A 22,609-nucleotide genomic window follows, 5' to 3' on the forward strand; every position below is an offset into this window, starting at 1 on the left:
CCTCCTTCGTCGGGCGCTGCGCGCGATCGCCGTCTCGACACAGGCGCGCCCCTTCGGCTCACTCGCCGTAGGGCGCCCTTTTCTGGTGTGGCTCCGGTGTGGGCCTCAGTCGTGCCAGGCGCCCAAGGCGTCCAGGCGGGTCTGGAGGGCCTCGAAGAGGACCGGTGGGGCCGCGATGGCCAGGTCGGTCGAGAGGGGCTCTCCGGGGCGGCCACCGGTCAGGGCGCCCGCCTCCCGGGCGATGACGTCGCCCGCCGCGTAGTCCCAGGGGTTCAGACCGCGCTCGTAGTACGCGTCGAGGCGGCCCACGGCCACGTCGCAGAGGTCGATCGCGGCCGAGCCGCCGCGCCGGATGTCCCGGACGTGCGGGATCAGCTCGCGCAGTACGTCGGCCTGCTTGGCCCGGCGCTCGGCCAGGTAGCCGAAGCCGGTGCCGACGAGGGCCAGCTCCGGCTCCGGGGCGGGTCGCACGCGCGCGGGACGGTCGTTCAGGAACGCGCCCTCGCCGAGGACGGCCCGGAAGGTCTCGCCGCGCACCGGGGCGTGGACCACGCCCACGACCGTCTCGCCGTCCACCCGGACAGCGATGGAGACGGCCCAACTGGGCAGTCCGTAGAGGTAGTTGACGGTCCCGTCGAGGGGGTCGATCACCCACTGGACACCGCTGGTGCCCGCGACGCTGGCGCCCTCCTCGCCGAGCACGCCGTCATCGGGCCTGCGCTCGGCCAGCAGACCGGTGATCAGCTTCTCGCAGGCGATGTCCATCTCGGTCACGATGTCGACCGCGCTGGACTTGGTGGCGGCGACGCCGAGATCGGCGGGCCGGCCGTCGCGCAGGAAGTCCCCCGCTCGGCGGGCGGCGTCCAGGGCGATCTCCAGCAGTTCGGCCTTCAGGCCGTCCGGACGCTCGGGCTGGTCGGTCACGGTGCTCCTCACGCGTACGGGCTGTCGACGCCCGCGGCGGCGGGCTGCGGGGTCCTGGCCGGGCAGCAGCCGACCGGGCACAGGTTGTGGCTCGCGCCGAGCGTGCCGAGGGCGCACGGGGTGACCGCGTCCTCGCCGCGCTCGCTCGCCGCTCGCTCCAGGACCAGGTCGCGGACGGCGGCGGCGAACCGGGGGTCGGCGCCCACGGTGGCCGAGCGGCGGACGGGCAGGCCCAGTTCCTCGCCCTTGGCCATGGCCTCGGTGTCGAGGTCGTACAGGACCTCCATGTGGTCCGAGACGAACCCGATGGGTGCCATCACGACGGCCGGGACGCCGGCCGCGTGGCGCTCCTCCAGGTGGTCGCAGATGTCCGGCTCCAGCCACGGGATGTGCGGGGCGCCGGAACGGGACTGGTAGACGAGCTGCCAGGGGTGTTCGACACCGGTCCGCTCGCGCACCGCGTCGGCGATGAACTGCGAGACGTCCAGGTGCTCCGCGACGTACGCGCCGCCGTCCCCGTGGTCCTCGACCGGGCCGGAGGTGTCCGCCGAGGCGTTGGGGATGGAGTGCGTGCAGAAGGCGAGGTGCGCGACGTCGCGGACGTCGTCGGGGAGGCTGGCGAGCGACTCCAGGACGCCGTCGATCATGGGTTCCAGGAAGCCGGGGTGGTTGAAGTAGTGCCGGATCTTGTCGATCCTCGGCAGCTCCAGGCCCTCGGCCTCCAGGGTGGCGAGCGAGTCGGCCAGGTTCTCGCGGTACTGACGGCAGCCCGAGTACGAGGCGTACGCGCTGGTGGCGAGGACCAGGATGCGGCGGCGGCCGTCGGCGACCATCTCGCGCAGGGTGTCGGTCAGATAGGGCGCCCAGTTGCGGTTGCCCCAGTAGACCGGCAGGTCCAGGCCGTGCTCGGCGAAGTCCTTGCGCAGGGCGTCCAGCAGGGCGCGGTTCTGGTCGTTGATGGGGCTGACCCCGCCGAACAGGAAGTAGTGCTGCCCGACTTCCTTCAGGCGCTCCTTGGGGATGCCTCGACCCCGTGTCACGTTCTCCAGGAACGGGACCACGTCGTCCGGGCCTTCCGGGCCGCCGAAGGAGAGCAGGAGCAGGGCGTCGTAGGGGGTGGCGTCGTGCGCGTGTGGCATGTCTCCGATCCTGCCACCCGGCACCGACGGGCGGGATCCCGGCCCATCCCGAGCCCAGCCCCAGGATGACTTAGGGTGACCTCACTCGTAAGCTGTATCGACGGAGTTCGCGCCTTACGAGGAACTCGCCCCTCCGCTTCCCGGAACGACCGGAGCCCCCGTGCCCAGCCCCTACACCGCCCTGTTCGCCGCACCCGGCACCAAGGGCTTCACCGCCGCGGGACTCCTCGGCCGGATGCCGCTGTCCATGATGGGCATCGGCGTGGTCACCATGATCTCCCAGCTCACCGGCCGGTACGGCCTGGCCGGCGCGCTCTCGGCGACCATCGCGCTGTCCGCCGCCGTGCTCGGCCCGCAGATCTCCCGTCTGGTGGACCAGTACGGGCAGCGGCGGGTACTGCGTCCGGCGACCCTCGTGGCACTGGCCGCCGCCGCGGGCCTCCTGGTCGCCGCGCACTACGGCTGGCCGGACTGGGTGCTGTACCTCTGCTCGGCCGGCATCGGCTGTGTGCCGAGCCTCGGGGCGATGACCCGGGCGCGCTGGGCGGCCCTGTACCGGGACACCCCGCAACTGCACACCGCGTACTCCTTCGAGTCGGTCGTCGACGAGGTGTGCTTCATCTTCGGGCCGATCATCTCCATCGGGCTGTCCACGGCGTGGTTCCCGGAGGCCGGACCGCTGCTCGCCGCCTGCTTCCTCGCGGCCGGGGTCTTCTGGCTGACGGCCCAGCGCGCCACGGAGCCGGCGCCGCACCCGCGCGAGCGGCACGACAGGGGGCGTTCGGCGCTGCGTTCGCCCGGACTGCAGGTCCTGGTGGCCACGTTCGTGGCCACCGGAGCGATCTTCGGAGCCGTCGACGTGGTCACCGTGGCCTTCGCCGAGGAGCGGGGCCACAAGGCCGCCGCGAGCGTGGTTCTGGCCCTCTACGCGGCCGGTTCCTGCGCCGCGGGCATCGTCTTCGGGTTGCTGCGCTTCTCCGGTGCGGCGGAACGTCGTTGGCTGCTGGGCGTGTGCGGCATGGCCGTGAGTATGATCCCCCTCCTACTGGTCGGAAACTTGCCGTTTCTGGCCGTGGCGCTCTTCGTTGCGGGTCTGTCCATCGCACCCACGATGATCACGACGATGTCCCTCATCGAAGAGCACGTACCACGCACGCAACTGACCGAGGGCATGACCTGGGTGGGCACCGGGCTCGCGGTCGGGGTGGCGCTCGGATCCTCGGTCTCCGGCTGGGTGATCGACGCAGCCGGGGCGAAGGCGGGGTACGTGGTTCCGGCGGCCTCCGGGGCCGTCGCGGTCGCGGTCGGTTTTCTCGGGTACGGCCGGCTGCGCAGGCCGGCTCCAAGGCGGGGAGGGCCCCATGAGCACCACAGTGATCGGCAAGAGCGGCACGTGGCGTAACTGGGCGGGGAACGTCACCGCCCGCCCGGTACGGGAGGTCACCCCGGCCACCGTCGAGGAACTCGCCGCGGCCGTAAGGCAGGCGGCCGAGGACGACCTCCGGGTGAAGGCCGTGGGTACGGGCCACTCGTTCACCGCCGTGGCCGCGACCGACGGCGTGGCGATCCGTCCCCAACTGCTGACGGGCATACGCAAGATCGACCGTGACGCCATGACCGTCACGGTCGCCGCCGGCACTCCGCTCAAGAGGCTCAACCTGGCTCTCGCGCGCGAGGGGCTCTCGCTCACGAACATGGGCGACATCATGGAGCAGACGGTGTCCGGCGCGACCAGCACCGGCACCCACGGCACCGGCCGCGACTCGGCCTCGATCGCCGCCCAGATCCGGGGGCTCGAACTGGTCACCGCCGACGGGTCGGTGCTGACCTGCTCCGCGACGGAGAACCCCGACGTGTTCGCCGCGGCCCGCGTCGGCATCGGCGCCCTCGGCATCGTCACCGAGATCACCTTCGCCGTGGAGCCGATCTTCCTGCTCACGGCGCGCGAGGAACCGATGCCGTTCGAGCGGGTGCTGGCCGAGTTCGACGAACTGCACGCCGAGAACGAGCACTTCGAGTTCTACTGGTTCCCGCACACCGGCAACACCAACACCAAGCGCAACAACCGCAGCGCGGGCCCCGAGAAGCCGGTACCACAGCTGAACAGCTGGTTCGAGGACGAGTTCCTCTCCAACGGCGTCTTCCAGGTGGCCAACTGGGTCGGACAGGCGGTTCCCGCGACCATCCCGACGATCGCGCAGATCTCCAGCCGCGCCCTGTCCGCGCGGACCTACACCGACATCCCCTACAAGGTCTTCACTTCTCCGCGCCGAGTGCGGTTCGTGGAGATGGAGTTCGCCGTTCCGCGCGAGGCCGTCGTGGACACGCTGCGTGAACTCAAGGCGATGGTCGACCGTTCGAACCTGCGCATCAGCTTCCCGGTCGAGGTGCGCACCGCTCCGGCCGACGACATCACGCTCTCCACCGCCTCGGGCCGCGAGAGCGCCTATGTCGCCGTGCACATGTTCAGGGGCACGCCCTATCAGGCCTACTTCACCGCCGCCGAGCGGATCTTCACCGCGCACGAGGGACGGCCGCACTGGGGCAAGGTGCACACGCGGGACACGGACTACTTCGCCAAGGTCTATCCCCGCTTCGGCGAGTTCACCGCGCTGCGTGACCGGCTCGACCCCGAACGGCGTTTCCAGAACGACTACTTGCGCCGCGTGCTCGGGGCGTAGCCGGACGGACGGTTCTGGCGATCATGTGAAGCACGTCCCTCCCGGGGTCACGAAAAGGTCTGTTCCGGCGGCGCATTGACGTCTCCCATGAGAAGTTGAGCGGCGTGCCGATCCACGCAAGTGGCCCGAATGGAGTACTGTTGCGAGCCCTGGGTCCGGACTCCCGCCAGGGTGTCCGGGGCCTTCGAGGACCGCCGGGAGGGGGATCGTTGCACAGGGTGATGAGGTTCGTCACTTAGCGTTGCGAATTGATAACCGTGCCATAACGGCGACCTCGGGCTCACGCCCGACACGCCGGGCAACTCGGCAAGGTTGTGGCAGGCTGCACCCGGGCAGGCCACACTCGACTAGCGGAAGCAGCGACGCACGTGACGTCGGCAGGCACCACCCGGGAGGTCCCCATGCCCGAACTGCGTGTCGTGGCCGTCTCCAATGACGGCACACGGCTGGTGCTGAAGGCTGCCGATTCCACGGAGTACACGCTTCCGATCGACGAACGGCTGCGTGCCGCCGTGCGCGGCGACCGACCCCGCCTCGGCCAGATCGAGATCGAGGTGGAGAGCCATCTCCGCCCCCGTGACATCCAGGCGCGGATACGCGCGGGGGCCACGGCCGAAGAGGTCGCGCAGCTCGCCGGCATCCCCGTCGATCGGGTCCGTCGCTTCGAGGGTCCCGTCCTGGCCGAGCGTGCCTTCATGGCCGAGCGGGCGCGCAAGACCCCGGTCCGCCGCCCCGGCGAGAACGCCGCGGGACCCCAGCTCGGCGAGGCCGTCCAGGAGCGACTGCTGCTGCGCGGCGCAGAGAAGGACACCGTTCAGTGGGACTCGTGGCGCCGCGACGACGGCACCTGGGAAGTGCTGCTGGTGTACTGCGTCGCGGGCGAACCGCACTCGGCGAGCTGGACCTACGACCCGCCCCGGCGGCTCGTCCAGGCCGTCGACGACGAAGCGCGGTCGCTGATCGGCGAGTCCGACGACCTCGGGACGCCCGAGCCGAGTTTCCCGTTCGTGCCGAGGATCGCGCGGCTGCCCCGTGACAGACCCCTGGACCGCCAGGCGGAACGTCCCGTCCTGCCCGCGCCGCCCGAGGCCGACGAGGAGATCGTGAGCGAGCGCGACTCGCTCACCAGCATCCTGGAGGCCGTCCCCAGCTACCGGGGCGACCTGGTGGTGCCCGAACTGCCCTCCGCCGAACCACAGGAGGACTCCGTCTCCGTCGAGGAAGTGGCGGAGGAGGAGTCCGCGGCTCCCGCGGCCTCGGCAGGTTCCGCCTACGCGGACGTCCTCATGCCGCGCTCGGTCAACGGCCACCGCGACCGCCTGATCGGTGCCACCGACCGCCAGGCCGAGGCGGACGGCGTCCGACCGGGTCGGCGCGCCGCGGTGCCGAGCTGGGACGAGATCGTCTTCGGTACGAGACGCAAGAAACAGGAGTAGCAGGACTACGGCGGTCGGGGGTCGGAGCGGTCACTCCTTCCAGCAGATCCGTTTCTCTCGGGTGCGGTCTCCGATGCCATTTCGGGTGCGGGATCGGTCATTCATACGTGTGTGGGGCCCACGTCGTTCAGACGTGGGCCCCACGCGTGCCGTCAGCGCCGGGTCACTGGGGGTCGGGTCCGGTCGCCACCGGGCGGTCGCCGTCCCGGGACCACTCCGACCACGAGCCCACGTAGAGGGCCGCCGGAATGCCCGCCACGGCCAGCGCCAGCACCTGGTGGGCGCCGGAGACACCGGAGCCGCAGTACACGCCGACCTCGGAGTCGGCGGTCGCGCCGAGTCCCTTGAAGCGGTCGGAGAGTTCGGCGGCGGTCCGGAAGAGGCCGGATTCGGCCACGTTCTCCGTGGTCGGGGCCGACACCGCGCCCGGGATGTGCCCGCCGACCGGGTCGATGGGCTCCACGTCGCCCCGGTAGCGTTCGGCGGCCCGCGCGTCCAGGAGCAGCCCGGTGCGGGCCAGCGCCGCGGCGCCGTCCGCGTCGAGCAGCGGCAGCGCGCCGGGGACGGGCTCGAAGGTCCCCGGGGCGGGGTCCGGGATCTCCGCCGTCAGCGCGCCCGTCCAAGCCGCCAGGCCGCCGTCCAGAACCCGCACCGAGGGGTGGCCGGCCCAGCGGAGCAGCCACCACGCGCGCGCGGCGGCCCAGTTGAGCCCGCCGTCGTACACGACCACGGCACGGTCGGCCGAGACGCCGGCCGCTCGCATCGCCGTACCGAAACCGTCCAGGTCGGGCAGCGGATGGCGGCCGCCGGAACCGGCCGGACCGGCGAGTTCGGCGTCCAGGTCGACGAAGACGGCTGTCGGGATGTGCGCCTTCTCGTACTCGGGGCGCAGGTTGGGGCCGCCCAACTGCCAGCGGACGTCCAGGATCACCGGCGGACGGGCTCCCGCAAGCTCGTTGGCGAGTTCGGGGGCCGAGATGATGGCGTTCATGGCCCCATCCTCGCGCACGGGGTGGCCGCCTCGCCCGGCGCCCGCTACTCTGCCCGCCGAGCGGTGCCGATCACCGGGCGTACGGGATCAGGCACGAGCTGTACAGCTGACGGACACCACACGGCGGCGGCGCGGACGAGAGCCGGGACCGGCGAGCCGGTCATCCTCGCGTACCCGCGCGACGCGTACCCGCGCGTCGAGCGGCGGTGCGGCGCGGACCTGTGGCGCTACGGGTGGTGCGAGTATCGGCACGGGGCGTGATCGCGCGTGGACGCGGTACACGCGTACCGAGGGCGACGGACACGGCCTCCGCCAGGGGCCGAGGAGAGAGTGACGATGACCGAGGCACGGGGGTCGACCGGCCTGAACGGCACCGTGTATCCACCGGGCACACCCTGCTGGGTGAGTCTGATGGTGCACGGCACGGCCACGACCCAGGAGTTCTACGGGGCGCTGTTCGGCTGGGAGTTCCAGCCCGGCCCCCAGCAGCTCGGCCCGTACGTGCGAGCCCTGCTCGACGGGCGGCAGGTGGCGGGGATCGGCCAGCTGCCGCCGGACCGTCATCTCCCCATCGCCTGGACGCCCTACTTCGCCTCGGCCGACGCGGACCGGACGGCGGAGACCGTGCGGCACTGCGGCGGCACCGTCGGCGTGGGCCCGCTGGACGCCGGTGACGCGGGCCGGCTGGTGATCGCCTCCGACCCGGCGGGCGCCGTCTTCGGCATCTGGCAGGCGGCGGGACACCTCGGCGCGGACATCACCGGCGTCCCCGGCACGCCCGCGTGGGACGAACTCCTCACCGCCCACAGCTCGCTGGTGGCCAAGTTCTACGAGACGGTCTTCGGCTACGTGGAGGAGCCGGTGGTCTCCGCCGACCTCGACTACGTCACCCTGCGCGTGGGGGGCCGCCCGGTGGCCGGCATCCACGGTGTCGGCAGCGCGCTCCCCCGGGACCGGGGGCCCCACTGGCTGACCTACTTCGAGGTGGCCGACCCCGACGAGGCCGCCGACCGCGTCGTCGAACTCGGCGGCCATGTCCTCGAACCGGCCCATGACACCCCGCACGGCCCGGTCGCCACCCTGGCCGACCCGGAGGGCGCGAAGTTCGCTGTGGTGCGCACGGAACACCGGGCCGCCGACGGGGACGGTCGCACGGTCGAGTGAACCTGGGGCGGCCCGCGCCGGACCGCCGTCGGTCAGACCGTCTCGACCGGGAGGACGTCCGGGGAGAGGGCGCCCGCGCGGGCCGTGGCGGCCGTCATCCGGCGGCGGTGGTGACGGCGGCAGAGGACCTCGTAGCCGATGTCGTCGGGCTGGTTGACGTCGCCGACGACGACCTGGGCGCCCTCGACGACCATCTGACCGCCTATGGTGCGGGCGTTGTGGGTGGCGCGGGCACCGCACCAGCACAGGGCCTCGACCTGGAGGACCTCGACGCGGTCCGCCAGCTCGACCAGACGCTGGGAGCCGGGGAAGAGCTTGGAACGGAAGTCGGTGGTGATGCCGAAGGCGTACACGTCCAGGCCCAGGTCGTCCACGACGCGGGCGAGTTGGTCGATCTGCCCGGGGGCGAGGAACTGGGCCTCGTCGGCGATCACGTAGTCCGCGCGGCGGCCCTGGGAGAGGTGGTCGACGAGATAGGCGTAGAGGTCTTGGCCGTCCTCGACCTCCACGGCGTCCGTGACCAGGCCCAGCCGTGACGACAGCTTGCCCTCGCCCGCGCGGTCGTCACGCGTGAAGATCATGCCCTGGAGGCCGCGCGCCGAGCGGTTGTGCTCTATCTGGAGGGCCAGCGTCGACTTCCCGCAGTCCATGGTTCCGGAGAAGAACACCAGCTCGGGCATGGTGAGTTGAGCACCTTTCGGCGAGGAGGGCGAGGGGGCGGCGGGTCAGGCAGGTCCGGCGGGCGGGTGTGATGGGTGGTGGCAGGGCCTCAGGAGCGTACTTCGAGGAGCGGGACCAGCTGTTCGACGGGGGTCATCGAACCGTGGTTGCCGACCATCGCCGACTCCTTGGGCTCCCGCTCGGAGGCGACGATCAGGACGTCGTCGTGGGCCGCCGCGACCACGTCCCCGATGCGGGCATACACGCGTTCGTCGATGTGCGGGCCGAACCAGCCCGCCGCGATGGCCTCGTCGCGCGAGGCGATCCAGAACTGCTCGCCGAGCACCTCACGCCAACAGGTCAGGACGTCCGACTGTGCGCCCGGCACCGCGTAGACATGGCGGGCCCGGCCCTCGCCCCCCAGCAGGGCGACCCCGGCGCGCAGCTCCCAGTCCTCGTCGAAGTCGATGCGGTGCTGCTCGTCGAACGGGATGTCGATCATGCCGTGGTCGGCGGTGACGTACAGGGCGGTGCGCGGCGGGAGTTGCTCGGCCAGACGCTGGACCAGTCGGTCGACGTGCATGAGCTGGCCGCGCCAGGCGTCGGAGTCGACACCGAAGCGGTGCCCCGCGCCGTCCAGCTCGGAGTAGTACGTGTAGATCAAGGCGCGGTCCCCGGCGGCCAGTTGCTCGGCGGCCAGGTCCATGCGGTCCTCGCCGGAGAGGCGGCCGTGGAAGGTGCCGCCGCTCAGCGCGATCTGCGTGAGGGGCGTGTTCTGGAAGGCCGGGGAGGTGACCTGGGCGGTGTGCACACCCGCCCGGTCGGCGAGCTGGAAGATCGTGGGATACGGCTGCCACGTCTTCGGCGAGGTCCACGGCTGCCAGCGGAGCTGATTCATCAGCTCCTCGGTCTGCGGGTCGCGGACCGTGTAGCCGGGCAGGCCGTGCGCGCCCGGGGGGAGGCCGGTGCCCACGGAGGCGAGGGACGTCGCGGTGGTGGCCGGGTATCCCGCGGTGATGGGGCGGCCGGTGCCGCCGCGCGAGGACGCCAGCAGGGCCGTCAGGTAGGGCGCCTCGTCGGGGTGCGCCTTCAGCTGCTCCCAGCCCAGGCCGTCCACCAGGAAGACACAGACCCGGTCGGTCGCCGTCAGTTCCGGTATCGAGGAGGCCGTGCCGGGGACTCCCATGCCCGCCGCGAGGGTGGGCAGGAGGTCGGCGAGCGAACCGGCGCCGTACTCGGGGACGGGGGCGGAGCCGAGGGCAAGGGGTTCCGGGTGGTCCCAGGTGGGCAGCGCCATCAGCGGGCGGTGTCCGCGGTGGCCTCGGAGAGGGACTGCGCGAAGGCGAGGGCCTGGCGCACGGTCTCCGGGCCGTCCCCGGCCTCGCTGACGCGCAGGCTGAGGTCGTCCGCCGTCGAGCTGCCCGTGTACCCGTGGTCCGCCTCGCAGTTGGGGTCGCCGCAGGCGGCGGGCTCCAGGTCGATGCGGGAGACGGCGCCCCAGCCGATGGTGAGGACGACCTCGCGGGGCAGGGTGCCCGGTGTGTACGACTCGGGGTTGGCGACGACCCGGCTGAGCACGACCGACGAGATCCGGCCGATCTTCACCGACTCGGTCGACGTCGTGGCGTACGGCGTCGGTGACGTGCTGTCCGCGGCCTGCTCGTCGGTGTGGCTCACGATGAAGCGGTTGCCCGTGAGGACGAGGACGGTGACGTGGCGCCGCACCTCGTTCGCGTCGAACGTCGTCTCCTGATGGACCAGGTACGACTTGATGGCCTCTCCGCCGACAGCGGCCTCCACCGCCTCGGCCACGAGGGCCGGGTAGTAGCCGCTGCGCTCGATCGCCGCACGCAGCCCCTGGGTCGTCGTACTGGTCTTGGCCATGACGTCCATCCTACGGTGGCGCACTGACTGCGAGGGACCGCTCTGCCGTCTCGGTTCTGTCGTGGACGGATCAATGCGGGGGCGGCGCGACGCGCTCTCAGTACACCGGCAGGGTCCTCGGGCCGAGGTCGTCGCGGACGGGCGGGCGCGCGAGCCGGACGGTGGCGCCCAGCACGCTGAGGCCCTGCGGGGCGACGACGACGGGTTCCAGGGAGACCGCCACGACCTCGGGGTGGTCGTCGACCAGCCGCGACACCCGCAGCAGCAGCTCTTCCAGGGCCTCGGTGTCCACGGGGGCCGAGCCCCTCCAGCCGAAGAGGAGGGGTGCGGTCCGGATCGAGCGGACCAGTGCGGCCGCGTCCCGTTCGGTGGCCGGGATCAGGCGGTGCGCCATGTCGCCGAGCAGCTGCGACGCGGGACCGGCGAGACCGAACGAGAGCACCGCTCCGGCCGCCGGGTCCACCACCGTCCGCACGATCGTGTCGACGCCGCGCGGAGCCATGCCCTGCACGACCGGGCGCAGCTCGTCGGGGCCTCCGAAGAGCTCCGTCAACTCCGCGTACGCCCGGCGCAGTTGCTCCTCGTCCGCCAGGTCGAGCCGTACGCCGCCGAGGTCGGCGCGGTGCCGCAGGTGGGGGGCGGTCGTCTTGAGCGCGACGGGGTAGCCGATGAGCCGCGCCGCCCTCGCGGCCTCGTCGGGCGTCGGCGCGGGGCGCGCCTGCCGCAGGCGGATGCCGTACCGCGCGAGCAGCGCGCCCGTCTCGTCCTCGCCGAGGGTGAGTCCCTCGCCCCTGGCGAGCAGCGCGTCGATCTGTTCGGCCGCGCCCTTCTCGTCGATGTCCTCGTATTCGGGCACCCGCCCGGGCTCCGCCGCCTCCCGTCGCCACTGGGCGTAGTTCACGGCTTCGGACAACGCCCGCACGGCCCGCTCGGCGGCGGGATAGGCGGGGATGAGCCGAGCCCCGCCCGACTCCGCGGACGTCACCGCCCCGGGCTCCACACCCGCAACGGCCGACGCCGGCCCGCCCGGGACGCCTGCCGGGCCTTGGGCCGCGACGCCTGGACCTCCTGTCACGCCGGAGCGAGCGGCGCCAGGACCCGGCTGGTCCGGGTGTGGCCCACCCGGGTCGGCCGGGCCGCGGTCGCTCGTGCCGGGGCCGGGGTCGGGCACATCCGAGCCAGCCGCGCGAGGACCGGCCTCGCCGGAACCTGCCGGGCCCGGGCCGCCCGCGCCCGGGCCTGTCACGCCCGGCCCTGCTGGGCTGGAGGCGGCGGGGTGTGCGGCGCCACCGGGCGCGGGCGTGGCTGCGCCCGCTCCTGGCGTCTGCCGCGTCGTCACCGGGCGCTGGGCCCCGTCCGTCGCTGCGGCTCCCGGCGGGCTCGCCGTCCCGGTCGCCTCACCGGTTCTCTCCGGCCTCACGGCCGTTTCCCTCCGCGTCGCCCCCGCGGCCTCATCGGTGGGCGATCCGTGGAGCGGGGCTGTCGCTGTGGCGCCGGCGGGCTTGTCGATGGACTGGGGGGCCGTGCTGGCCGCGGCCGACAGTGCTTCCGCGAGGCCGCCCAGCTCCACGTGGACGACCAGCACCGGCTTCGACGGGTTCGCGGCGGCGGCCGACCGCAGGGCCTCCGCCAGGGCCGCGTCCCCCGGCGAGGTCTCCCCCAGCGCGGGAATCGCCGTCACCACCACCGCGTCGCACGAGTCGTCGGCGAGGGCCCGCGACAGCGCCGCGTGGAAGTCCTGTGCCGAGGCCCCGGTCGTCAGGTCCAGCGGCGGCAACGGCCGCAGCCCTTCGGAGAGGCACGCGTCGTACGTGAGCATCCCGAGCGACTCGGAGTTCCCGAGGATCGCCACCCGCGGCCCCGCCGGCAGCGGTTGCCGGGCCAGCAGCAACCCCGCGTCGACCAGTTCCGTGATCGTGTCGACCCGGATCACCCCGGCCTGGCGCAGCAGCGCGGACACGGTGGTGTGCGGCAGCTGGGTGGCGCGCACGGCGTGCCCCAGGGGCGCGGAGCCGTGGCGCGCCCCCTGCACCACCACGAGCGGCTTGACCGCGGCCGTGCGCCGGGCGAGTCGGGTGAACTTGCGCGGGTTGCCGATGGACTCCAGATACATCAGGACGACATCGGTGTCCGGGTCCTCGTACCAGTACTGCAGGACGTCGTTCCCGGAGACGTCCGCGCGGTTGCCGGACGAGACGAACGTGGAGACGCCCGTGACCCCGGTGACCCCTCCCCCGCGCCGGTGCAGCCGGGAGAGCAACGCGATCCCGATGGCGCCGGACTGGGCGAACAGACCGATGCGCCCGGAGCGCGGGGTCTGGGGGGCGAGCGAGGCGTTGAGCCGGACGTCGGGGGCGGTGTTGATGATCCCGAACGCGTTCGGCCCGATGATGCGCATGCCGTACGTGCGGGCCTGGCGCACCAGTTCGCGCTGGCGTTCGCGCCCTTCAGGCCCGCTCTCGGCGTATCCGGCGGAGACGACCACGAGGCCCTGCACCCCGTGCTCCCCGCACTCGGCGACGACCTGGGGGACGTGGGCGGCGGGGACGGCGACGACCGCGAGGTCGACGGGCCCCTCGATGTCGGTGACGGACCGGTGCGCGGGGACCCCCGCGAGTTCCTTCTCGTCCTCCCCGAGCGCCTTGTTCACCGCGTACAGCCGCCCGGTGAACCCCGCCTCCCGGAGATTGGCGAGCACGCTGCGGCCCACTCCGCCCGGTGTGCGCCCGGCGCCGACGACGGCGACCGAGCCGGGGGCGAGCAGCCGCTGGACGGACCGGGCCTCGGCGCGCTGCTCCCGGGCGCGCTGGACGGCCACCGAGCGGTCGGTGGGTTCCAGGTCGAACTCCAGCCGGACGACGCCGTCCTCGAAGCTGCGCTGCTGCTGGTACCCGGCGTCGGTGAACACCTTGATCATCTTGCTGTTGGCCGGCAGCACCTCGGCGGCGAAGCGTCTGATGCCCCGCTCGCGGGCCACGGCGGCGATGTGTTCGAGCAGGGCGGAGGCGACGCCGCGGCCCTGGTGGGCGTCCTGCACGAGGAAGGCGACCTCGGCCTCGTCGGCGGGTGCGGACGCGGGCATGCCATCGGCGCCGATGCGGTCGTAGCGTACGGTGGCGATGAACTCGCCGCCGACGGTGGCGGCGAGCCCCACCCGGTCCACGAAGTCGTGGTGCGTGAAGCGGTGGACGTCCTTGGCGGACAGGCGAGGGTACGGCGCGAAGAAGCGGTAGTACTTCGACTCGTCCGAGACCTGCTCGTAGAAGCTGACGAGACGCTCGGCGTCATCAACGGTGATGGGCCTGATGCGTGCGGTGCCGCCGTCGCGCAGCACCACGTCGGCCTCCCAGTGGGCGGGGTACTCGTGCCGGTCCGACGAGGTCTGCATGGGCCCCAGAGTACGGCTCGCGTCCGACAACGGCGCGAGGCAGTCTGGGGTGGCACGACAGAAGAACAACACAAGCGCGACAGCCGGTTCGTGGTCAGGCCGTGGGCCCGTTCCGGTACGTCGCCCCATATGGGAAACTGGTCTAGACAACCCGGTCTAGACCTCTCTGCAGCACCCGAGACACCTGAAGGGCAGCATCACATGGCTGAGCGCCGCGTCAACGTCGGCTGGGCCGAGGGCCTCCACGCCCGACCCGCATCCATCTTCGTCCGGGCCACCACGGCCTCCGGTATCCCCGTGACGATCGCCAAGGCCGACGGCAACCCCGTCAACGCGGCCTCCATGCTCGCGGTCCTGGGCCTCGGCGCCCAGGGCGGCGAGGAGATCGTGCTCGCCTCCGACGCCGAGGGCGCGGACGTCGCGCTCGACCGTCTGGCCAAGCTCGTCGCCGAGGGGCTCGAAGAACTCCCCGAGACGGTCTGAGCGACCGGGCAACCGAAGCGGAAAGGCCTGAAAGGCCGCTCCCGCACACATCGAAGGGCTCGTCCGATCTATCGGGCGGGCCCTTCGTATTTACCTCTTCTTTCCGGACCGCGGGCAGCAGAAATAATGCCCCTCGGAATTCTTCCCTCTTTGTATACGGCGTGCGTGTTAATGCCGCAGGCTCGGCGTGTTTACGGGGTGTTGCGAAGTCCTCACACGCTCCGGGCGCTCCGTCCCGCCGGCCCCGGCCGGAAATCGGAGCCGGTGCGCGGCGGTGGCCCGCTCGGTGTGCAGGGACGTGATCGTCCGGGCCCGGTCGCTGTCGCCGCGCGCGACCGCGTCCACGATGCCGCCGTGCTCCGCCCAGGACTCCACGGGGTCGGACGGCGCCTCGACCGCGTACATCCAGGCGATCTTGTGCCGCAGCTGGGCGAGTGTCGAGGTCAGGGCGGGGCTGCCGGACGCCTGTGCGAGCGTCTCGTGGAACCAGCCGCCCAGGGAGCGCAGATCCTCGCTGTTGCCCCTCCTGGCCCGCTCCTGGCCCAGCCTGACCAGGCCGCGCAACACCTTGAGGTGCGCCTCCGTACGGCGCTGCGCTGCGCGGGCGGCCCCCAGGGGCTCCAGCAGCATGCGCATCTCCAGCAGGTCGGCCGCCTCCTGCTCGGTCGGCTCGGCGACGCACGCGCCCGCGTGCCGACGGGTCACCACGAACCCCTCGGCCTCCAGCGTGCGCAGGGCCTCGCGCACGGGCACCCGGCTGACGCCGTACCGGCGGGCGAGCAGTTCCTCGGTGAGCCGGCTGCCGCGCTCGTAGACACCCGCGACGATGTCATCACGGATCGCCGTGCATACCGAGTGCGCCGGAATACGCATGACCGACCTCCGCCTTAATCCCCGTGAAACGTCGATGATTGACGTGTGTTCCAGCGACTCTATTGCAGCGAGCGGGAATTTCCGATGGCGGACCGGAATCCAAGGATATTTTTTGGACAGGAGCTACGTCACACAGCGGGTATGCATGAACGAGGAAAGCCCCGGCTCGATGAGCCGGGGCCTCCAGGGAAGCGTCGGGGACGCGTCAGACGTTCACACCGTGCGAACGCAGGTACGCGGCGGGGTCCATGTCCGAGCCGTACTCGGCCGTCGTCCGGGCCTCGAAGTGCAGATGCGCCCCGGTGACGTTGCCGGTCGCCCCGGAGAGGCCTATCTGCTGGCCGGGGGTGACCGTCTGGCCGACGGAGACGCCGATGGACGACAGGTGGCCGTACTGGGTGTAGGTGCCGTCGTTCATCTTGATGACGATGTTGTTGCCGTAAGCACCGCCCCAGCCCGCCTCGACGACGGTGCCGGAGCCGACCGCGAGGACGGCCGTACCGGACGCGGCATGGAAGTCGACACCGGTGTGGCTGCCGGAGGACCAGACGGCACCGCCGGTCTTGTAGCCGGTGGAGATGTAGGAGCCGCTGATGGGCGCGACGTAGCGGTTGAGGCGCTCACGCTCGGCCGCGCGGGCGGCACGGGCCTTGATCTCCTCGCGCTCCTTGGCGGCGGCACGCTCCTGCTCGGCCTTCTCGGCGGCGGCCTTCCTGGCCTCCTCCTGCGCCTTCTTCTTGACCGCGGCCACCTCGGCGGCCTGCTCCTGGGCAGCCGCCTGCGCGTCGACCTGGTCGGCGACCGTGTCGCCGAGGGTGATGATCTGGTTCAGGCCGGTCTGTTCGACGGCGGGCTCCTCCGCGGCGAGCGCGGGGCCGGCCAGGGTGCCGAAGACGCCGGTGGTGGTGAGAGCGGCCACGCCCACGTTCCTCGTGGTCGTGCGCTGCACACGGCTGGGACGGCGGTGCTTCCCGGGGGCGCGGGTGAACGCCATGAAGTAGCTGGTCCTTTCCTTCCTTCTCGCCTACCGGGTTAGCTGACGGGTTCGGAGCAGGAAGGTCTCCTACGGCCACCCCTCGTTTCGCGTCGCTCCGCGAAGGGCACCCGATTCACCCCAGGGACTGTGATGGGTCCCCGGCTCCCCTGGCTCGCGCCACGCGGGGACTCGGCGATGACTGTCCGGTGCCGCGGCTGCGGCGAACTTCTGACGAACAGCCGGACCGACGCTAAGTGGGCCGTCTTCGAAATAACAAACGGATCACAGGATTTGTTAACTACGCCACAGGGCAGACACACAACCTCCGCCATCAATACGGACAAACAGGGGCCCTGGTGACTCTTCCGTCACCAGGGCCCCACTGACACGCGTCCGTCCGGTCGCCCTCTACTCGGCCGGGACGACGGTGACTTCGCCGATTCCGAGGGCCCTGACGGGCTCCTCGATCTGCGCGGCGTCCCCGACGAGGACGGTCACCAGACGGTCCACCGGGAAGGCGCTCACGGCCGCCGCGGTGGCCTCCACGGTGCCGGTGGCGGCGAGTTGGCGGTACAGCGTCGACTGGTAGTCGTCCGGCAGGTACTGCTCGACCTGGTCGGCCAGCGTGCTCGCCACGGCCGCGGCCGTCTCGAACTTGAGGGGGGCCACCCCGACGAGGTTCTGCACGGCGACGTCGCGCTCGGCGTCGGTCAGGCCCTCGGCGGCGAGGGTGCGCAGCACCGTCCACAGGTCGTCGAGCGCCGGACCGGTGTTGGGGGTGTCGACGGAGCCGCTGATGGCGAGCATCGCGATGCCCGAACCGTCGGGCGCGGCCCGCAGCACCTGGCCGAACGCCCGCACGCCGTAGGTGTAGCCCTTCTCCTCGCGCAGGACGCGGTCCAGGCGGGAGGTGAGGGTGCCGCCGAGGCAGTAGGTGCCGAGCACCTGCGCCGGCCACACGCGGTCGTGCCGGTCGGCGCCCACGCGGCCGATGAGCAACTGGGTCTGCACGGAACCGGGGCGGTCCACGATGATCACGCGCCCGGTGTCGTCGGCGGTCACCGACGGCACGGGTCGCGGCGCACCCGGGGAGCCGGTCCAGGCGCCCAGGGTGTCGGCGAACAGAGCGTCGAGGTCGACGCCCGTGAGGTCGCCGACGACCACGGCGGTGGCCGTCGCGGGGCGCACGTGGCGCTCGTAGAAGGCGCGTACGGCCGCGGAGTCGATGCCCTCGACGGTCTCCTCGGTGCCCTGGCGGGGCCGTGACATCCGGGAGGTGGCCGGGAACAGCTGCTTGGAGAGCTCCTTGGCGGCCCGCCGGCCCGGGTTGGCCGTCTCGTGCGGGATCTCGTCGAGCCGGTTGGCCACCAGCCGCTCGATCTCGGCGTCCTCGAACGCGGGGGCCCGCAGGGCGTCGGCGAGCAGGCCGAGGGCCTTCTCCAGCCGCGACACCGGCACTTCGAGGGACAGCCGTACACCGGGGTGGTCGGCGTGCGAGTCCAGAGTGGCGCCGCACCGCTCCAGCTCGGCGGCGAACTCCTCGGCCGTGTGCTTGTCGGTGCCCTCGGAGAAGGCCCTGGTCATGATGGTGGCGACGCCCTCGATGCCGGCGGGCTCGGCGTCCAGGGGAGCGTCGAGGAGCACCTCCACGGCGACGACCTGCTGGCCGGGGCGGTGGCAGCGCAGCACGGTCATGCCGTTGTCCAGTGTGCCGCGTTCGGGCGCCGGGAACGCCCAGGGCCTGGCCTCGCCGGCCTGGGGCTGCGGGTGGAAGTCCATGGTCGCGAGCTCGGTCACTTCGCCGACTCCTCGGTCTCGTCGGTGGTTTCGGCGGCCTCGGCCGCGGCGGTCTCCTCTTCGGCTCCCTCGTCGCCCGCGACGGGCTCGTAGACGAGCACCGCGCGGTTGTCGGGCCTCAGGCGGGCCTTGGCGATCTCCTGGACCTCGTCGGCCGTCACCTCCAGGACCCGGTCGACGGCCGTCAGGGCGAGCTTCGGGTCGCCGAACAGGACCGCGTAGCGGCACAGTTCGTCGGCGCGGCCCGCGACCGTGCCGAGCCGGTCCAGCCACTCGCGCTCCAACTGGGCCTGGGCGCGCTCCATCTCCTCGGCCGTGGGGCCCTCGGCCGCGAACCGGGCGAGCTCCTCATCGACGGCCGCCTCGATGACGGGCACCTCGACGTCGCCGGAGGTCTTCACGTCCATCCACGCCATGGAGGGCGCTCCGGCCAGCCGCAGCAGCCCGAAGCCCGCCGTCACGGCCGTACGGTCACGGCGTACGAGCCGGTTGTAGAGGCGGGAGGACTCTCCGCCGCCGAGGATGGTGAGGGCCAGGTCTGCCGCGTCGCACGCGCGCGTGCCGTCCTCCGGCAGCCGGTAGGCGGCCATCAACGCGCGCGCGGGCACGTTCTCCTCGACCACCTCGCGCTGCTGCTCGCCCATGACGTCGGGCAGCGCGCCGTCACGGGGCGCGGGCTTGCCGTCGTAGGACGGGATGGAGCCGAAGTACTTCTCGATCCACGCGAGCGTCTGCTCGGGGTCGATGTCGCCGACGACCGACAGGACCGCGTTGTTGGGCGCGTAGTAGGTCCGGAAGAACTGCTGGGCGTCCTCCAGGCTGGCCGCCTCCAGGTCCTCCATCGAACCGATCGGCGTGTGCCGGTAGGGGTGGCCCTCGGGGTAGGCCAGGCGGAAGATCTTCTCGAAGGCGGTGCCGTAGGGCACGTTGTCGTACCGCTGGCGGCGCTCGTTCTTGACGACGGCCCGCTGGTTGTCCAGGTTCTTCTGGTCGAGCGCGAGCAGCAGGCTGCCCATGCGGTCGGCCTCCAGCCACAGCGCGAGCTCCAGCTGGTGGGTGGGCATGGTCTCGAAGTAGTTGGTGCGCTCCCAGCTGGTGGTGCCGTTCAGCGAACCGCCCGCGCCCTGGACCAGCTCGAAGTGGCCGTTGTCCTTGACCTGGCCGGAGCCCTGGAACATCAGGTGCTCGAAGAGGTGGGCGAGGCCCGTGCGGCCCGCGACCTCGTGGCGCGATCCGACGTCGTACCAGAGGCACACCGCGGCGACCGGGGTCAGGTGGTCCTCGGAGAGCACCACACGCAGGCCGTTGTCCAGGCGGTGCTCCCTCACTGTCAGGCCTTCGGAGCCGGCCTCGGCTGTGGCCGTGTGACCCATGGGCGGTACGTCCCTTCGATCGCTGTGCTGTGGTCGCGGAATCCGTGGTCTGTCCGTCGTGGAATCGTCGCGGAATCCGCTGTTTTCCTGCCGGTCCTGCCACTGTATGCAAGCGCGCGGACGCCTGGAGAAGTTCCCGGGGCCGGTACGCCGAGAGCGAGACGGGGGTTGCGGACGACGGTCACTGGTTAAAGTCGGCGCACGCTGTTGACGCGGCGGCTCGGGAGGGCGTGCCCGGCGGTCGGCGCCGGGTCGTGTCGGGCTTGTCAGTGCGGCAGTCCACAATGGTGCGCGTCAGATCCCGTTCACCTCTCGGTGAGAGTGAGCTGGAGACGTGAGCGCCCCGTAGGTGAGCGACCAGAAAAAGAGGAGCCGGCAGCGATGGCCCGCCGCAGCACGAAGACCCCGCCGCCCGACGACGCGTTCGAGGAGCGGATCCTCGACATCGACGTCGTCGACGAGATGCAGGGCTCCTTCCTGGAGTACGCGTACTCGGTCATCTACTCCCGAGCCCTGCCCGACGCCCGCGACGGCCTGAAGCCGGTGCACCGCCGGATCGTCTACCAGATGAACGAGATGGGCCTGCGCCCCGACCGCGGCTATGTGAAGTGCGCCCGCGTCGTCGGCGAGGTCATGGGTAAGTTGCACCCGCACGGCGACTCCTCGATCTACGACGCCCTGGTGCGCCTCGCCCAGCCCTTCTCCATGCGGCTCCCCCTGGTCGACGGCCACGGGAACTTCGGCTCCCTGGGCAACGACGACCCGCCGGCCGCCATGCGGTACACCGAGTGCCGGATGGCCGACGCGACGAGCCTGATGACGGAGTCGATCGAGGAGAACACGGTCGACTTCGCGCCCAACTACGACGGCCAGGAGCAGGAGCCGGTGGCGCTGCCGGCCGCCTTCCCGAACCTGCTGGTCAACGGCGCGTCCGGGATCGCCGTCGGTATGGCCACCAACATGCCGCCGCACAACCTGGGCGAGGTCATCGCGGCCGCCCGCCACCTCATCCGGTACCCGAACGCCGACCTGGACACGCTGATGAAGCACGTCCCGGGCCCGGACCTGCCCACCGGCGGCCGGATCGTCGGCCTCTCCGGCATCAAGGACGCGTACGCGACGGGCCGCGGCACCTTCAAGATCCGTGCCACGGTGACGGTGGACAACGTCACGGCACGCCGCAAGGGCCTGATCGTCACCGAACTGCCGTTCACCGTCGGCCCGGAGAAGGTGATCGCCAAGATCAAGGATCTGGTCGGCGCGAAGAAGCTGCAGGGCATCGCCGATGTCAAGGACCTCACCGACCGCGCCCACGGTCTGCGTCTCGTCATCGAGATCAAGAACGGCTTCGTGCCGGAGGCCGTCCTGGAGCAGCTGTACAAGCTCACGCCGATGGAGGAGTCCTTCGGCATCAACAACGTGGCCCTGGTCGACGGCCAGCCCCTCACCCTGGGACTGAAGGAGCTGCTGGAGGTCTACCTCGACCACCGTTTCGAGGTCGTCCGGCGCCGCTCGGAGTTCCGTCGCGGCAAGAAGCGCGACCGGCTCCACCTGGTCGAGGGCCTGCTCACCGCACTGCTGGACATCGACGAGGTCATCCGGCTGATCCGCTCCAGCGACAACTCCGCGCAGGCCAAGGAGCGCCTGATGGAGCGCTTCTCCCTGTCGGACATCCAGACGCAGTACATCCTCGACACACCGCTGCGCCGCCTCACCCGCTTCGACCGCATCGAGCTGGAGTCCGAGAAGGACAAGCTCAACAACGAGATCGCCGAGCTGACCCGGATCCTGGAGTCGGACGCCGAGCTGCGCAAGCTGGTCTCCGGCGAACTGGCCGCGGTGGCGAAGAAGTTCGGCACCGAGCGCCGTACGGTCCTGCTGGAGTCCGCCAGCACCCCGGTGGCCGCGGTTCCGCTCCAGGTCGCGGACGACCCGTGCCGGGTGCTGCTGTCGTCGACGGGGCTGCTGGCCCGTACGGCCAGCGGTGAGCCCTTCGCGGCGGACGCGGACGGCAAGCGCGTCAAGCACGACGTCATCGTCTCCGCGGTCCCCGCGACGGCCCGGGGCGAGGTGGGCGCGGTGACCTCCACCGGCCGCCTGCTGCGCCTGAACGTGGTGGACCTGCCGCAGCTGCCGGACACGGCGGCGGCCCCCAACCTCTCGGGCGGCGCGCCGCTCGCGGAGTTCCTCTCCCTCCAGGACGGCGAGACGGTCATCTGTCTGATGACGCTCGACGAGTCCTCGCCCGGGCTGGCCATCGGCACCGAGCAGGGTGTCGTCAAGCGCGTGGTCCCCGACTACCCGTCCAACAAGGAGGAGCTGGAGGTCATCACCCTCAAGGAGGGCGACCGGATCGTCGGCGCGATCGAACTGCGCACCGGCGAGGAGGACCTGGTCTTCATCACGGACGACGCCCAGTTGCTGCGCTACCAGGCCGCCCAGGTCCGCCCGCAGGGCCGCCCGGCCGGCGGTATGGCGGGCATCAAGCTCACCGAGGGTGCGAAGGTCATCTCCTTCACGGCCGTCGACCCGGCCGTGGACGCGGTGGTGTTCACCGTCGCCGGTTCCCGGGGCACCCTGGACGACTCCGTCCAGACCACGGCCAAGCTGACTCCGTTCGACCAGTACCCCCGCAAGGGACGCGCCACGGGCGGTGTCCGCTGCCAGCGGTTCCTCAAGGGCGAGGACTGCCTGTCCGTCGCCTGGGCGGGCCCGGCCCCGGCCCGTGCCGCGCAGAAGAACGGCACCCCGGCGGACCTCCCGGAGATGGACCCGCGCCGAGACGGCTCGGGTGTCTCCCTGGGCAAGACAGTGGCCTCGGTGGCGGGGCCGGTGTGAGG

General features: G+C 71.7%; 17 protein-coding genes and 1 riboswitch. Of the genes, 6 read left to right on the forward strand and 11 right to left on the reverse strand.

Translation table 11 applies throughout. The features are described 5' to 3' along the window. Nucleotides 1–105 precede the first annotated feature (105 nt). Nucleotides 106–924 carry an inositol monophosphatase family protein gene (locus P8T65_RS11705; RefSeq protein ID WP_316725351.1) on the reverse strand — a complete coding sequence of 273 codons (819 nt, stop codon included), beginning with the start codon at nt 922–924 and terminating at the stop codon, nt 106–108. An 8-nt stretch (nt 925–932) separates the two neighbouring features. Continuing rightward, complete coding sequence (locus P8T65_RS11710; protein WP_316725352.1) at nt 933–2,063, reverse strand: ferrochelatase; 1,131 nt, start codon at nt 2,061–2,063, stop codon at nt 933–935. Nucleotides 2,064–2,223: 160 nt separating this feature from the next. On the opposite strand from P8T65_RS11710, the gene P8T65_RS11715 reads away from it, so the two are divergent. The 3 genes from P8T65_RS11715 to sepH all read left to right on the forward strand — a co-directional run bounded on the left by P8T65_RS11715 (nt 2,224) and on the right by sepH (nt 6,180). Beyond that, complete coding sequence (locus tag P8T65_RS11715) at nt 2,224–3,465, forward strand: MFS transporter (protein ID WP_316725353.1); 1,242 nt, start codon at nt 2,224–2,226, stop codon at nt 3,463–3,465. Then, nucleotides 3,425–4,744: a D-arabinono-1,4-lactone oxidase gene (locus P8T65_RS11720; protein WP_316725354.1), complete on the forward strand. Its 1,320-nt coding sequence runs from the start codon at nt 3,425–3,427 to the stop codon at nt 4,742–4,744. Before P8T65_RS11715 ends, P8T65_RS11720 begins: the two co-directional genes overlap by 41 nt. A 401-nt stretch (nt 4,745–5,145) precedes the next feature. Beyond that, a complete protein-coding gene (gene sepH, locus P8T65_RS11725) occupies nt 5,146–6,180 on the forward strand; it encodes a septation protein SepH (protein ID WP_184900201.1) in 1,035 nt (344 codons plus the stop codon). Between the two features lie 163 nt (nt 6,181–6,343). Here sepH and P8T65_RS11730 read toward each other — a convergent pair whose 3' ends face one another. Then, complete coding sequence (locus tag P8T65_RS11730; protein WP_316725355.1) at nt 6,344–7,171, reverse strand: sulfurtransferase; 828 nt, start codon at nt 7,169–7,171, stop codon at nt 6,344–6,346. Between the two features lie 336 nt (nt 7,172–7,507). On the opposite strand from P8T65_RS11730, the gene P8T65_RS11735 reads away from it, so the two are divergent. Continuing rightward, nucleotides 7,508–8,335 (forward strand): VOC family protein, encoded by an 828-nt coding sequence (locus tag P8T65_RS11735; protein WP_316725356.1) that lies wholly within the window; start codon nt 7,508–7,510, stop codon nt 8,333–8,335. Nucleotides 8,336–8,367: 32 nt separating this feature from the next. Here the strand turns inward: P8T65_RS11735 and P8T65_RS11740 are convergent, their stop codons facing one another. The 4 genes from P8T65_RS11740 to P8T65_RS11755 form a co-directional block, all read right to left on the reverse strand. Further along, nucleotides 8,368–9,015 carry a thymidine kinase gene (locus tag P8T65_RS11740; RefSeq protein ID WP_230212852.1) on the reverse strand — a complete coding sequence of 216 codons (648 nt, stop codon included), beginning with the start codon at nt 9,013–9,015 and terminating at the stop codon, nt 8,368–8,370. A gap of 89 nt (nt 9,016–9,104) precedes the next feature. Further along, nucleotides 9,105–10,292 (reverse strand): alkaline phosphatase family protein, encoded by a 1,188-nt coding sequence (locus tag P8T65_RS11745; RefSeq protein ID WP_316725357.1) that lies wholly within the window; start codon nt 10,290–10,292, stop codon nt 9,105–9,107. Further along, entirely contained in the window at nt 10,292–10,879 is a 588-nt protein-coding gene (locus tag P8T65_RS11750) for a DUF5998 family protein (RefSeq protein ID WP_184900191.1), read from the reverse strand. The genes P8T65_RS11745 and P8T65_RS11750 overlap by 1 nt, the downstream gene beginning before the upstream one ends. A 97-nt stretch (nt 10,880–10,976) precedes the next feature. Beyond that, nucleotides 10,977–14,267 (reverse strand): GNAT family N-acetyltransferase, encoded by a 3,291-nt coding sequence (locus P8T65_RS11755; RefSeq protein WP_316725358.1) that lies wholly within the window; start codon nt 14,265–14,267, stop codon nt 10,977–10,979. 201 nt (nt 14,268–14,468) lie between these two features. Here P8T65_RS11755 and P8T65_RS11760 point away from each other — a divergent pair, with 201 nt between their 5' ends. Then, nucleotides 14,469–14,750 (forward strand): HPr family phosphocarrier protein, encoded by a 282-nt coding sequence (locus P8T65_RS11760; RefSeq protein ID WP_037700813.1) that lies wholly within the window; start codon nt 14,469–14,471, stop codon nt 14,748–14,750. Between the two features lie 168 nt (nt 14,751–14,918). On the opposite strand, the gene P8T65_RS11765 is transcribed toward P8T65_RS11760, so the two are convergent. From P8T65_RS11765 to P8T65_RS11780, 4 genes are all read right to left on the reverse strand, one after another. Beyond that, nucleotides 14,919–15,623: a GntR family transcriptional regulator gene (locus tag P8T65_RS11765; protein WP_316725359.1), complete on the reverse strand. Its 705-nt coding sequence runs from the start codon at nt 15,621–15,623 to the stop codon at nt 14,919–14,921. Nucleotides 15,624–15,828: 205 nt separating this feature from the next. Then, a complete protein-coding gene (locus P8T65_RS11770) occupies nt 15,829–16,617 on the reverse strand; it encodes a M23 family metallopeptidase (protein WP_316725360.1) in 789 nt (262 codons plus the stop codon). A gap of 13 nt (nt 16,618–16,630) precedes the next feature. After that, nucleotides 16,631–16,804, reverse strand: a riboswitch (cyclic di-AMP (ydaO/yuaA leader). A gap of 203 nt (nt 16,805–17,007) precedes the next feature. Further along, nucleotides 17,008–18,396, reverse strand: coding sequence for a pitrilysin family protein (locus P8T65_RS11775; protein WP_316725361.1), 1,389 nt, complete (start codon nt 18,394–18,396; stop codon nt 17,008–17,010). Next, nucleotides 18,393–19,769, reverse strand: coding sequence for a pitrilysin family protein (locus P8T65_RS11780; protein WP_184900182.1), 1,377 nt, complete (start codon nt 19,767–19,769; stop codon nt 18,393–18,395). The genes P8T65_RS11775 and P8T65_RS11780 overlap by 4 nt, the downstream gene beginning before the upstream one ends. A gap of 381 nt (nt 19,770–20,150) precedes the next feature. Here P8T65_RS11780 and P8T65_RS11785 point away from each other — a divergent pair, with 381 nt between their 5' ends. Continuing rightward, nucleotides 20,151–22,607, forward strand: coding sequence for a DNA topoisomerase IV subunit A (locus tag P8T65_RS11785; protein WP_316725362.1), 2,457 nt, complete (start codon nt 20,151–20,153; stop codon nt 22,605–22,607). Nucleotides 22,608–22,609 lie beyond the last annotated feature (2 nt).

It is taken from the genome of Streptomyces sp. 11x1, assembly GCF_032598905.1.
Lineage (GTDB): Bacteria > Actinomycetota > Actinomycetes > Streptomycetales > Streptomycetaceae > Streptomyces.

What these genes read in the sequence shown, in the direction of transcription:
- P8T65_RS11760 (WP_037700813.1), top strand. Translation starts at nt 14,469, where the DNA reads ATGGCTGAGCGCCGCGTCAACGTCGGCTGGGCCGAGGGCCTCCACGCC.
- P8T65_RS11745 (WP_316725357.1), bottom strand. Translation starts at nt 10,292, where the DNA reads ATGGCGCTGCCCACCTGGGACCACCCGGAACCCCTTGCCCTCGGCTCC.
- P8T65_RS11710 (WP_316725352.1), bottom strand. Translation starts at nt 2,063, where the DNA reads ATGCCACACGCGCACGACGCCACCCCCTACGACGCCCTGCTCCTGCTC.
- P8T65_RS11750 (WP_184900191.1), bottom strand. Translation starts at nt 10,879, where the DNA reads ATGGCCAAGACCAGTACGACGACCCAGGGGCTGCGTGCGGCGATCGAG.
- P8T65_RS11740 (WP_230212852.1), bottom strand. Translation starts at nt 9,015, where the DNA reads ATGCCCGAGCTGGTGTTCTTCTCCGGAACCATGGACTGCGGGAAGTCG.
- P8T65_RS11720 (WP_316725354.1), top strand. Translation starts at nt 3,425, where the DNA reads ATGAGCACCACAGTGATCGGCAAGAGCGGCACGTGGCGTAACTGGGCG.
- P8T65_RS11780 (WP_184900182.1), bottom strand. Translation starts at nt 19,769, where the DNA reads ATGGGTCACACGGCCACAGCCGAGGCCGGCTCCGAAGGCCTGACAGTG.
- P8T65_RS11770 (WP_316725360.1), bottom strand. Translation starts at nt 16,617, where the DNA reads ATGGCGTTCACCCGCGCCCCCGGGAAGCACCGCCGTCCCAGCCGTGTG.
- P8T65_RS11755 (WP_316725358.1), bottom strand. Translation starts at nt 14,267, where the DNA reads ATGCAGACCTCGTCGGACCGGCACGAGTACCCCGCCCACTGGGAGGCC.
- P8T65_RS11730 (WP_316725355.1), bottom strand. Translation starts at nt 7,171, where the DNA reads ATGAACGCCATCATCTCGGCCCCCGAACTCGCCAACGAGCTTGCGGGA.
- P8T65_RS11735 (WP_316725356.1), top strand. Translation starts at nt 7,508, where the DNA reads ATGACCGAGGCACGGGGGTCGACCGGCCTGAACGGCACCGTGTATCCA.
- sepH (WP_184900201.1), top strand. Translation starts at nt 5,146, where the DNA reads ATGCCCGAACTGCGTGTCGTGGCCGTCTCCAATGACGGCACACGGCTG.
- P8T65_RS11785 (WP_316725362.1), top strand. Translation starts at nt 20,151, where the DNA reads ATGGCCCGCCGCAGCACGAAGACCCCGCCGCCCGACGACGCGTTCGAG.
- P8T65_RS11765 (WP_316725359.1), bottom strand. Translation starts at nt 15,623, where the DNA reads ATGCGTATTCCGGCGCACTCGGTATGCACGGCGATCCGTGATGACATC.